We start from the raw sequence: 11,925 nt of genomic DNA on the forward strand, positions 1-11,925 counted from the left end.
GAACGGCCAAGCGCGAAATACCGTGAGGATTGCTCGACAAGCCTTCATGAACGGAGAATACGCTGACAAACGCGTGCAGGCCGCGAGAGGCGAACCGAGAATGCCGCCCAAATTGCGCACATCGCCCTACTTCAGCAGTTGCAAACGGGCAATCATAATAGATGTGGCGACGGCGGCCGGCCTCGCTAGCATCACCCATCGAACTGATTCGAGAACCCTAGCTGATGGATACGCGACGAGAGTTCTTCAAGAAGGCAGCCTTCCTGTCTGGCGCCGGGATGTGGGCGGCGCTGCATGGCTCGATTGAGAAGGCGCTGGCGATCGGGCCGGAGCCGGGGAGCACCTACCTCGACGCTGAGCACGTGGTGATCCTGATGCAGGAGAACCGGTCGTTCGACCACGCTTTCGGTACGCTCCGCGGCGTGCGGGGCTATAACGACCCGCGAGCGCTGACGCTAGCTAACGGCAACCCGGTGTGGGTGCAGACGAACAACGCTGGCGCCAGCTACGTGCCGTTTCGGCTGAACATCAAGGAGACGAACGCCACTTGGATGGGCTCGCTGCCGCATAGCTGGACCGATCAGGTCGACGCCCGCAACGGCGGCCAGTGTAACCAGTGGCTGCCGGCAAAGGCGTCGGGTCACGAAGAGTTCCGCGACATGCCGCTCACGATGGGGCACTACAATCGGGAAGACATCCCGTTCTATTACGCCCTGGCCGACGCCTTCACGGTCTGCGATCAGAACTTCTGCTCGTCGTTGACCGGGACGACGCCCAACCGGCTCCACCTGTGGACCGGCACGATCCGCGAGCAACCGTCGCCCGACTCGTGGGCCTGCGTACAGAACTCCGACGTCAACTACGATCGCGAGGCAAGCTGGAAGACGTACCCCGAGCGTCTCGAAGCGGCGGGAGTGCCATGGAAGATCTATCAGAACGAGATCAGCGTCTCGACCGGCCTGCATGGCGAAGCGGAAGCGTGGCTCGCTAACTTTACGGACAATCCGATCGAGTGGTTCACGCAGTACGGCGTGCGGTTCTCGCCGGCCCATCGACAATATCTGCGGCTACGAGCCGAGAAACTTCGGCAAAGGATCGCCCGCTACGAGCAGGCGCAGATCGAGGCGAAGATCAGCGTAAAGGAATGGTTCAAGCTGGGCGTCGATAAGAGCAAGCTCTTGGCGATTGAAGCAGAGCTTGAGCAGTGGAACGAGGAAAACTTCAAGTTGCTCTCGCCCGAATGTCAGCAAATCCACGAGCGAGCCTTCACTACCAATAGCGGCGATCCAGACTACCACTCGGTCGTCGAGATGGCGTACGACGACCAAGGGACGCCGCGGACGATGGAAGTCCCCAAGGGCGACGTCCTCCATCAATTCCGGCATGACGTCGACAACGACAAGCTGCCGACCGTCTCTTGGCTGGTGGCGCCGGAGCGATTTTCAGATCATCCAGGCTCGCCGTGGTACGGGGCGTGGTATCTGGCCGAGGTGCTGGAGATTCTCACGCGGCGGCCCGAGGTGTGGAAGAAAACCGTGTTCGTCCTCACCTACGACGAGAACGACGGCTACTTCGATCATGTGCCGCCGTTCGTGCCGCCTACTCCGGGCAAGGCTGACGCGGGCAAGGTCTCCGACGGCATCGATGCGGCCGTCGAGTACGTCACGCGCGAGCAGGAGTCGAAGCGGAAGGGTCTGGATGATTGCCGCGACAGCCCCATCGGGCTTGGCTACCGCGTACCGATGGTCATTGCGTCGCCCTGGAGTCGGGGCGGAGCCGTTTGCTCGGAGGTGTTCGACCACACGTCGGTGCTGCAGTTCCTCGAACATCTGCTCGAGCACCGTACGGGGAAGCCGGTCAAGGAAACGAACATCAGCGAGTGGCGGCGCACCGTGTGCGGCGACCTCACGTCCGCGTTCAAGCCGGAGCCGCCGACCGGCGCGGTCGAGCTGCCGTATCCCGACCGCGATCAGTTCTTGGAGGGGATCCATCAGGCGCAGTTCAAGGCGCCGCCGGCGGACTTCCATGCGTTGTCGGCCGACGAGATCGCAGCGATGCGGAAGGCGCCAAACAGCAGCGATGTGATGCCGCGGCAAGAAGCAGGGCAGCGGCCTGCGGCGCCGCTGCCGTATGAACTCGCCGTCAACGGCGCCGTCGATTCACAGACCGGGGAGCTGAGCATTCGCTTCGCGGCTGGGAACGAGCGGTTTGGCGAGCGCTCGGCCGGCGCGCCGTTCATCGCCTACAGCCGGCACGACGACGAGTTGCGGGTGCGCAACTATGCCGTAAAGGCTGGCGACAAACTGGCCGACTCGTGGAAGGTCGGCAGCTTTCCGAAAGAGCAGTACGACGTCGAGGTGCATGGCCCCAACGGCTTCTTCCGCCGGTTCCGCGGCGAGGGCGCCCAATCGCCGGTGGAAGTGACTCTCGGTGAGCCGACGAACTCGCGCAGTTCGAAGCAGGCGTCGGGGGCGATCGAGCTGACGCTGCGCAACGTCGGCGATCGGCCGGCGATGGTGAGCATTATCGACCACGCGTATGGCGCGCCGCCGGAGGCGTTGCAACTTCCTGCGGGGAAGGCGACGACGATTGCGATCGATCTGACGGACAGCGATCGGTGGTACGATCTCTCGGTGTTCGTCGACGGCGATGCAGGGTTTGAACGGCGATTTGCCGGGTGCGTCGAAACGGGGCAGTGGGGGCTCAGCGATCCGGCGTTAGGTTAGCTTGGGACGCGGGACGAACCACGCGGCGAGGCCGAGGATCAGCACCGCCGGGGCCAGCGTGTAAAACATCGCGTTGTACGAGGCCGTACGGGCGAAGCACTCGGCGAAGAGCAGCGGGCCAACCGCAGAAGCGAGTACGGTGAGGAGCTGCGCGGCGCCTTGGATGAGGCCGAGGTGGCGGCGGCCAAACAGCTCGGGCCAGATGGCGAAGAAGACGACCGTCACCATGCCGCCGGCGGCGCCCATCAGCACGGCATTCGAAAAGAGCTCCGAACGTCCCGTGACCGAAGGGAGCCACAGCAGCGACGCGCCGTAGAGGCCCATTGCGAGCATCATCAGTCCGCGGAGCGACCACTTCCAACCAAGCCAACCGCCGACCAGTTGCGTGGCGAGTCCAACGAACGTCGCGATGATCAACGTCTTGTGGTAGTCCTCCGCGGTGAAGCCGAGTTGCTCGACGATCGATTGGTTGAACAGTCCAAAGCCTGAATAAACGAGTCCGTAGATCGACGTGGCGAGTGCGAAGATCCAGAAGGCGGGCGTTCGCAGCGACTCTGAGAGAGTCAGGCCTGTAGGAACGGCTTCGACCGTGCTCGCATCGTCAGACTTCACGCCGACGCTTTCCGGCGTGCTGCGAACCAGCAACCACGCCGCGGGGGCGAACCCCGCCAACAGGACGATGCCGATTTCTCCCCAGGCGGTCCGCCAGCCTTGCGTCTGCACGGCATACCCGACGAGCCCAAACGCAATCACGAACATGAAGCCGACGAGCAGCGCGTAAAAACCCATCGCGATGCTGATGCGACGCTGGAACCATTTGCCGACCAGCGCGATGCTCGCCACCGAGAGGGCGCTCTGGCCGATGGCGCGGGTTGCGGTGATCAGCAGAAAGAGCATAAGGGTCGTTTCAACGCGGCTGATGCCGAGGACGACGGCGCCGAGTCCGAACACGAGGACGACGAGCACCAGTCGCGCTCCGCTGCGATCGAGCCAGCGTCCCACCGGCAAACAAAAGAGGGCGCCGATGAGCGTCGCCCAAAGATTGATCTGAGCAAACGTGGTCGGCTTGAGTTGAAGATCGGCCAGCAGCGGTTCAGTGATGAGGCCGAGCCCCTGCGTGCGTCCGGGCAGCGTCGCGAGCATCATCAGCGCGGCGGCGAAGACGTTTACCCAGCCGTAGTAAAACGGCGTCCACGCCACGAGGCCGGAGCTTGACGGAGCGGCAAGGGCCGACGGTTCGGCGTTCGAGGCGGTCATACGGCGTGATCCAGGCGGGGGCGTCGGCTCAGCAGCCACGCGGCGGGGAGGGCGATGAACAGCACGACGCCGGCCCAGCGAATCGTTCCCGATTCGAAGACGACCATGCCGTTGAACACGATGAACAACATAAACAGGTGGAGCGTGCGACCGATCCACGCGGGCCTGTCAGCATACCAGCGGGGGGCCGCCCACCATACCGCTGCGTCGAACGTCCACCAAAGCGTGAAGAAGTAGGAGACGAAGACGCCCTCGCCGACGCCGCTCGCCTGGCGGGTCGTTTCGAACGCATGGGCGTGCGACCAGCCGTGAAAGTAGTGAAACGCCATCGCCAGATGGACGAGGAACACGACGACGCCCCAGGTCCAGCACCAACGGGCGACTTGGCCTAAGCGCGTGCGAATGGCCCAGTCGTCGCGCTGCATCCGCATCATCATGAAGAGCGCTGCGGCATACCACGCGAGCGAGAGCCGCACCGTGTTGCGGGTGAGTGCATCGGCCACGTCGGTTGCCGCGAGCCGCGTGAGGCCAAGCGTCGCCGTCAGCGCGACGGCGCCGCCGATCGCCAGCAGACAGTCGACGCGACCGCTGCGCGCAGGCCGTTCCGTCGGCGCGGCGTTCACGTTCATCGCCCCGTCGCCGTGAGGAGGAAGTGCTCGAAGTCGCGGACTTCGGCGTCGTCCTCGTAGAGCACGCTGCACTTGGCGAGAATCTCCGCGCGGATCGCTTGCCGTAGCTTCGCGTTCGTGCCGAGCTCCACCGCGCGGGCGATATAGGCCTCGCCCGAGTCGACGGTGAGCGAATTGATCCCCATCTTCGCGTAGAGGGCGTGCGTAATGCGGCTGCGCATCAGTTCGCCGGGCCAGGTGACGATCGGCGTGCCAACGGCGAAGGCTTCGTAGCTGGTGTTGCCGCCGCCGAACTGCGGCGGGTCGAGCATCAGGTCGGCGAGGGCGAGTAGCTGCAAGAAGTCTTCGTTCGGCAAGGCCGGCAAGAACTTGATGCGATCGATCACGTCGGGCATGCTCCGTGCGAAGCGCTCGCGCAGCAGCCGCGTCCAATTCGCGGTGCGGCCTTCGATGAGGGCCAACTCGCCGCGGGGGTCGCGCCGCAAGATGCCGGCAAGCTGTTCGTCGAACGCCGGGTGGAACTTGAAGAGCGTCTGCGGGCAGATGTAAAGGTTCGCATCGGGCGAGAGGCCGAGATCGGCGCGGCTCTTCGCGGGCGAGGCTAACTGCGGACGGAAGTAATAGGTGGCGAGGTTCGGTAAGCGCACCAAGCGTTCCGTGTAGTGCCCCTCGCCGTCGGGGCCGTCGAGTTCCTTTCCCGAGAGAAAAAAGTCCATCGTCGAGCTGCCGGTGGTGACGGGATGCCCCCACGTGACGGCCTGCACGGGCGCCATTCGCGAGAAGGCGAGCGTGTAGCTGAGCGCGTCCATGCCGACGTCGGCGAAGAACAGCAGATCGAGCCCTTGGTCGGCGATCAACTGGCGGGCCGCAGCGACGTCGCGGTTGATCTCGACATACTTGTCGGCCGCCTGGCGGAAGCGATCGGCGAGCGCGTCTTGATGCCGGCCGACAGAAAGGACGACCGTTTCAAACTTGTCGCGGTTGAGGCGCTCGAGGCGCCCGATGTTGAGCCGGCCGATCGTGTGGTCGCGAAAATAGGCCGAAAGAAAACCGATCCGCGGACGGGGGCGTGACTTGTCGATCGTTCGCCCCTTGGTGAGATCGACGCCGCGATAGATGCGGCCGAGGTTTGCGTGAAGGTCGCGATCGTTCTCGCCTTGGTACGCGGCGAAGAAGTTTGTCGGAACGAGCGTCGCGGTGGTGTCGATCGTGACGCCGTCATCGACGACTTTCTGTACGCGAGCGAGAAGACTCTCGCGGCGCTCACGAACGTCTTCGATTGATTCGTACACTACCGGCAGCGCCGTCGCGATGAGGACGTGATTCACCGGCGCCGGCTGGACTCGCTGGGCTTCTTCGAGACGCTGGCGACCTTCGTCGACGCGGCCTTGCGCGACGAGGAGATAACCAAAGTTTTGCAGGGCAGGGCCGAACGTCGGGTTCGCCTCGGCCGCCAGGCGGTAGCACTCAAGGGCTTGCTCTTGCTGACCGGCGTCTTGCAGCGCGTTGCCGAGATGGTTCCAGGCTTCGGCCGATTGCGGCCGGGCAGCCGTGGCGCGTTGGAAGAGCTCGATCGCCTCGCCGATGTGACGTTCGCGCTGCAGGCGGAGGGCCTGATTGAGCACCATTTGGAATTGGGCGTCGCTGAGCGTGACGTCGCTGCCGCCGAAGGCATGGGCTTCAGCCGTGGGAAATGCAGGACCGCGATTGCCGCCCGCCGCGGCGCGACCGCCGACCGTAGAAGTCGCTGCGAGTTGCTCGACTTGGTCGGGGCGCGGGACGAGCCAAATATCTTGAGCGCCGTCTTGATCGGGCCGCGGGCCGCAGAGCGAGGCGCAAACGGTGTTCTCAAGCACTTGGACGTCGAAGATTTCTTCGACGCCGCTTTCGAATTCGAGCGAAGCGACTGGCTTGCCGGTGCGGAGGTCGACGACGCCGACGCCGCACTTGAGTTCGTGGCGATGCTCGGCGATCGGCACGCCGCCGAAGACGGCCGTCTCACGAATTTTTGAGAGACCGATGAACGCGAACGGGCCGCTGAAGCCGAGGCCGCGAGTGTAGCCGGGCATGCCGGCGACTGCGTCGCGACGACCGCTCGCGGGGTCGACGACTTCGAGCGTGCCGAAGCCCGAGTTAAGCACCCACAGCCGCTCGCCATACCAGCGCGGCGAGTGGGGCATCGCGAGGCCGTGCGTGACGGGCTGGCCGCTGGCGACATCGAGAATGACGCCGCTCGTGCTTTTCGTCGGCCGCCAGCCGGCGGCGGTGTCCGTCTGCGACATCATCGAGACGAAGCGCGGTCGGCCGCGATCCATCGCGAGGCCGTTCATGTGGCAGCGATCTTCGCCGGCGAGGTTCGTAATGAACGACGGTCGCCAGCGGGGAACGAAACTGAAGTCGCCGTGAAGCGTCGACAGGCACGAGAAAAGCGTGTTGACGACCCACAGTTCGTCGCCGCGTTCGCCGCCCCAGCCCATCTCATGGCAGTGGATGCCGCCGGTGACGTGCGCGGTGCGGGCGAGGTAACAGCCATCGTACCGGCCGGCCGGTTCAATGCTGGGGGCGAGCTGCGAGTTGTTTTGCAGGAACCAGATTTGTCCCTTCGCGCCGACCGCCAATTGCCGCGGCGAGACAGCGACGCCCATCGCCTGATCGAAGTTGTGGAACGAGAAGTGAAGCTTGCCGTCGGCGAGGCCGATCGACAGGAGCTTGCCGGCCTGATAGGTCGACACGAGGAGCGAGCAGCGGGCCTCGCGGAGCACGTCGACGAACGACGGCGAGTGGCGAAAGCGGACTTCCCGCCAGCGGTCGGGAGCGTCGTTATCGGCGGGAGCAGAACTGGAGTCGGGATTCGCCATGGCGGAGGATTTTGAGTGTCGGGTCGCTTGGTGTCGGGTCGCTTGATGTCGTGTCGCTTGATGTCGTGTCGCTTGTCGCCTCGTGTCGCAAAGTCGATTTTACGCGACACGAGCTGGCAATTTAGGCAATTTATCGCTGTAAGTCTACTTCACCGTTAGGGTTGCGACGCGGCTATTTGCGGCCCTAATGTCGCATCGTTTGTCGCTTCCAGTAGCTTGCTCCATCGCACCGTCGGTCGCGTACTAGCTCTGTACAGCTAGACGCAGCAGCTGCGCCACGGATCGCCCAACGGCGTTGCGGCGAACCTGCAACCTAGCAAAGTGAGTGGCCGTTTTCAGCAACGAAGTTTTTGTTTTTTGACGCGGCCAATTCCGCCGCTTGAGGGGCGAAGATCGTGCGGACGATCGCGACAGCGTACAATCGGCGGCATCATTCCAAGCCGACTTTTACCACGGCCGCACGACGAGAATTTTTTCGATGCTACCTTCTTCGAGAACGCCCGAGGGTGATTGCGGTCGCTGCGAAGTATGCGGGAGCCGCTTTCGGATTGAGCCGTCGCTGACGCGTGATGCGCCGTGTCCTTGTTGCGGGGGTTTGGTGTGGTTTCGCCGGCGATCGGACTCGCGGCATTCGTCGAATCTTTCCACCCACGCCTTCGTAATCGCTCGCAAGTCTGCAACTCAAGGGCCGAAAGCGGCCGCCAGTTCCAAGCATGCGGCGAGCGGTCCCGCAAATCGATGCGCCCAGTTCATCGGATTAGCGTTGATGCTTGCGGGATCGCTTTCGCTCGCTGGAGCAGCCGTCGCCACATCGACGTTCCATTCGCCGACGCTTGGGAACGTGCTTGGCGGGACGGGATTGGCCGCGCTTGTCGGCTGCTCGTTGCCGCTGCTGCACGCCTACGACCGATGGAGCCAACTGAAGCGGGCGCTGGTGCAAACGTTTCGGATGGAAGTGCGTCTGCCGCGTCGGTTGACTGTTTGGGAGCGGGCCGGTGCGGTCGTTCCCGCCCGCCGCGAGCGGCGAGGCTAAATGGGCGTTGCGGCTTGGTTCGCCAGCTGTTGCTTCGGTGAGCGCTTTGTGATGGGCCGGGATATGCGGGTTGTGCCGATGAATCGCGTGTGCTCGCGAGCGATTCTCGGCAAACCATGAGCGACCTAGCCAATGTGCTATGTTTCCCCTGAGCGTAGTCCACTTTCACCGCAAATTCGTCTTTCTAGGGGCCGCACGATGGGGCGCGATTCTTCTTTGTTCACCAGGAATCGGCGTGGGTTTCTCGGTTGTTGCGGCGCCGTCGCTGCGGCCGGAACCGTGGGCGCCACGGCTGCGCCGGCGATGGCCTACGACGCGCTCACCCGCGAGCAACGCGATAAAATGACGCCCGATGACGTCATCGCCCTGGTGAAGGCGGGGAACATGCGGTTCCGCACGGGCGAGCGGCAAGAAAGAAACTTTCTGCGGGAGCAGATCTCGAGCTCGACGGGGCAGTTCCCGGCGGCGGTGTTGCTCAGCTGCATCGACTCGCGGGCGCCGGCCGAGATTATTTTGGACATGGGGATTGGCGACACGTTCAACGCGCGGATCGCAGGGAACGTGATCAATGACGACATCCTCGGCAGCATGGAGTTTTCTTGCGCCGTCGTCGGCGCGAAACTTGTGCTCGTGATGGGGCACACCTCATGCGGCGCCGTCGCGGGGGCGATCGACGACGTGGAGCTTGGTTACCTCACCGGGTTGCTCGGACGGATCAAACCGGCCGTGGCGAAGACCGAATTCACTGGTGAGCGGACGGGGAAGAATCCGGCGTTCGTCGATGCGGTCGCGCGGACGAACGTGCTGCGCGAGGTCGCTCAGATTCGGGCGCAGAGCGAAATCCTGCACGACTTGGAACAGGCCGGGAAGATTAAGATCGTCGGGTCGATGTATGACATCAAGACCGGGGCGGTGGAGTTCTTGGGGTAAGGGATTGCTGGAATACGCGCTGCGCGCCTTCCTGTGCGGGTGAGAAATAAAATCCTGAGGTCCCCTCCCCTTGAAGGGGAGGGTTAGGGAGGGGTGGCGGCAGCGGGTACCAGGGTTCTTCCCCCCTCTCCAGCCCTCCCCTCAAGGGGGAGGGAGCCACAAACTTCAATATGGCAGCGTCGGCTGTTAACCGGCAGCGCGTGCGTCGTCGGGGGTCACTTTGAGCGTGGGCGTCGCGGAGTGCTCTGCCGCGGCGACGGGCAGCTGGCTCGGTTCGCTCCGGCGCTGGGCCGCGATTTGTGGATCGATGCCTTGGCGGACCACGGCGACGGCGCCTTCGCGGCGTTCGCCGGTGGTGGCCCAATCCTCGGCCTCGACGCAAAGCTGCGTGAGCAGCGTCTCGACGCCAACGCGGCGTTCTTCGAGTTCGGGACGACTCAGCCCCGGCGGAATGTAGATCTCCGGCCCGACGACAGCGCGGGCGCGTGAACCGGGGCGCGGGACGGCGAAGCGATCCCAGCTCTTCGCGCGCCAGGGGCGGTCGAGTCCCATCCCGAAGGGGACGATTGGCAGGCCGAGCTTCGAAGCGAGGTAGATGGGGCCTTGGGCGAGCTTGCGGCGCGGGCCGCGCGGGCCGTCGGGCGTGATCGCCAGGTGCATATGCTGGCCGCGGCGCGAGAGTTCGAGCAGCGCTTCGGCGGCGCCGCCGTGCGTCGAGCCGCGGACGCACTCGAAACCCAGATGGTGCGCCACCCGATAGAGGATGTCGGCATCGCGATGCTTACTGAGCAGCATCGTGAGGTTGCAGTGACCGCGCATGTAGAGCGGGATGAGAATGTATTCGTGCCAGAAGACGTAAATCCGCTGGCCACCGACGCCGTGGATGGGATCGACGTTCGGGTCGTAGAAGAGGGCCTGATACTCGAGGGTGCTCATCCAGGCGCGAACGCCGCCGGCGGCGAGGAGGCCGGCGGCACGCATCCAGAGCGGGGTGCGATCGAGTGGTTTGGGGGAGGGGTCCATCCTTGGAGCCGATCTTAAGTGGGCAGTGGGCAGTGGGCAGTGATGATTCTTACGCGGGCCAGTCGCCGGTGAAGATTTCGGCGGCGGGGCCGGTCATGTAGACGTGATTCGTGGCTTCATCCCACTCGAGTTGCAGGTCGCCGCCGAGAAGCTTCGACGTGATGCGGCGTTCGGTGCGGCCGGTGAGGACGCCGGCGACGCAGACGGCGCAGGCGCCGGTGCCGCAGGCGAGCGTTTCGCCCGAGCCGCGTTCCCACGTGCGCTGGCGAACTGTTTCGCGATTGAGGACTTCGATGAACTCGACGTTCGTGCGGCGGGGGAAGCGGGGGTCGGTTTCGATTTGCGGGCCGACGCCAAGGACGAGCTCGTCGGTCGCGCTGTCGACGTACGTGACGCAGTGGGGGTTGCCCATCGAAACGCAGGTGACGGCGAGCGTGCGGCCGGCGATTTCAAACGGGGCGTCGACCGGCGGATCGCCGGCGAGCGTCGTCGGGATGTCGCGGGCGGTGAGGATCGGTTCGCCCATGTCGACGCGAACGCGTTCGACCTTTCCACTGCGGGTTTCGAGATCGAGCAGGAACTGCTTGCCGGCAGAGGTGATGCGGAGCTGATCGCGGACGGCGATGCCGTGGTCATGGACGAACTTCGCGACGCAGCGGATGCCGTTGCCGCACATTTCAGAGTACGAGCCGTCGGCGTTGAACATCCGCATCTCGGCATCGGCGCCGTCGGCCGGGCAGATGAGGATCAGGCCGTCGGCGCCGACGCCAAAGTGACGGTTGGAGACCGCGCGGGCAAGCGCGGCGGGATCGGCGGGCGTCGGCTGGCGGAAGCAATCGACATAGATATAGTCGTTGCCGGCGCCGTGCATTTTGGTGAACTGCATGGGGAGCTGAGTCAGATGGCTGAGTGGGCAGTGGGGAAGATATTGCTTGCGGCCGGGTTATTCTATCGGGTTGGTTGGGGAATTGTAGTTGGCGTGGTGCGATGCTTGGCGGCTGCGGTGTGGTTGCGTCGGGAATCCCTCCCCTGGCCCCTCCCTTCTAGGGAGGGGAAATGAAGAGATCAGCCTGTCAGGTCTAACGCGTTGCCGGCGATGCCGGTGGGGTCCTTCACTTGGTGGTGTTCGATCGGCGGCAAGGGTTCCGCGCTAAGGCGGCCGGCTTCGGGGGGTAGTTCCCACAGGCGGCGGCCGTCGGCGTCACGTTCGGATGTTCCTTGATCTTGCTCCGTCTCGCCGATGCCGGCGGCGGCTTCGGACTTGGCGTCCGACTTGGCTTGCCGCTGCTGCACCGACGCATCTTTCGAGGCTCGTTCCGTCTCCGCCCCCGCGAGCTGCGAGAGGGGGGCGCCCGCCGCGCTGGCGAAGGCTCCTGTGGTTGCGCTGACATTCATGATCTGCGCCTCCGGTGAGGGATTGAGGATCGGGGCTGTTCGTTGGGTGTTAAAGGATAGGCTTTTTTGAGGGG

At 64.3% G+C, this 11,925-nt stretch carries 9 protein-coding genes; 3 read left to right on the top strand and 6 right to left on the bottom strand.

What is annotated here, in order from left to right:
• Positions 1 to 224 precede the first annotated feature (224 nt).
• A complete protein-coding gene (locus tag PLANPX_RS16425) occupies positions 225 to 2,726 on the top strand; it encodes a phosphocholine-specific phospholipase C (RefSeq protein ID WP_152099778.1) in 2,502 nt (833 codons plus the stop codon).
• Here the strand turns inward: PLANPX_RS16425 and PLANPX_RS16430 are convergent.
• Genes PLANPX_RS16430 through PLANPX_RS16440 form a run of 3 tightly spaced genes read right to left on the bottom strand, consistent with a single transcriptional unit; the run spans position 2,718 to position 7,470 of the window.
• Complete coding sequence (locus tag PLANPX_RS16430; protein ID WP_152099779.1) at positions 2,718 to 3,983, bottom strand: MFS transporter; 1,266 nt, start codon at positions 3,981 to 3,983, stop codon at positions 2,718 to 2,720. The genes PLANPX_RS16425 and PLANPX_RS16430 overlap by 9 nt on opposite strands.
• A complete protein-coding gene (locus PLANPX_RS16435; protein WP_152099780.1) occupies positions 3,980 to 4,612 on the bottom strand; it encodes a hypothetical protein in 633 nt (210 codons plus the stop codon). Before PLANPX_RS16435 ends, PLANPX_RS16430 begins: the two co-directional genes overlap by 4 nt.
• Positions 4,609 to 7,470: a TIGR03032 family protein gene (locus PLANPX_RS16440; protein WP_152099781.1), complete on the bottom strand. Its 2,862-nt coding sequence runs from the start codon at positions 7,468 to 7,470 to the stop codon at positions 4,609 to 4,611. Before PLANPX_RS16440 ends, PLANPX_RS16435 begins: the two co-directional genes overlap by 4 nt.
• A 766-nt stretch (positions 7,471 to 8,236) precedes the next feature.
• Here PLANPX_RS16440 and PLANPX_RS16445 point away from each other — a divergent pair.
• On the top strand, positions 8,237 to 8,503 hold the full coding sequence (locus tag PLANPX_RS16445; protein ID WP_152099782.1) for a hypothetical protein: 267 nt from the start codon (positions 8,237 to 8,239) through the stop codon (positions 8,501 to 8,503).
• A gap of 198 nt (positions 8,504 to 8,701) precedes the next feature.
• The gene (locus PLANPX_RS16450; RefSeq protein WP_152099783.1) at positions 8,702 to 9,433 is read left to right on the top strand and encodes a carbonic anhydrase family protein; all 732 of its coding nucleotides are present in this window, start codon (positions 8,702 to 8,704) and stop codon (positions 9,431 to 9,433) included.
• Between the two features lie 186 nt (positions 9,434 to 9,619).
• Here PLANPX_RS16450 and PLANPX_RS16455 read toward each other — a convergent pair whose 3' ends face one another.
• From PLANPX_RS16455 to PLANPX_RS16465, 3 genes are all read right to left on the bottom strand, one after another.
• Positions 9,620 to 10,456, bottom strand: a complete 837-nt coding sequence (locus PLANPX_RS16455) for a lysophospholipid acyltransferase family protein (protein WP_152099784.1) — start codon at positions 10,454 to 10,456, stop codon at positions 9,620 to 9,622.
• A 49-nt stretch (positions 10,457 to 10,505) separates the two neighbouring features.
• Complete coding sequence (gene dapF / locus PLANPX_RS16460) at positions 10,506 to 11,342, bottom strand: diaminopimelate epimerase (RefSeq protein WP_152099785.1); 837 nt, start codon at positions 11,340 to 11,342, stop codon at positions 10,506 to 10,508.
• A 179-nt stretch (positions 11,343 to 11,521) separates the two neighbouring features.
• On the bottom strand, positions 11,522 to 11,851 hold the full coding sequence (locus tag PLANPX_RS16465) for a hypothetical protein (protein ID WP_152099786.1): 330 nt from the start codon (positions 11,849 to 11,851) through the stop codon (positions 11,522 to 11,524).
• Between the last annotated feature and the right edge of the window lie 74 nt (positions 11,852 to 11,925).

The sequence above is a fragment of the Lacipirellula parvula genome (assembly GCF_009177095.1).
Classification (GTDB): Bacteria; Planctomycetota; Planctomycetia; order Pirellulales; family Lacipirellulaceae; genus Lacipirellula; species Lacipirellula parvula.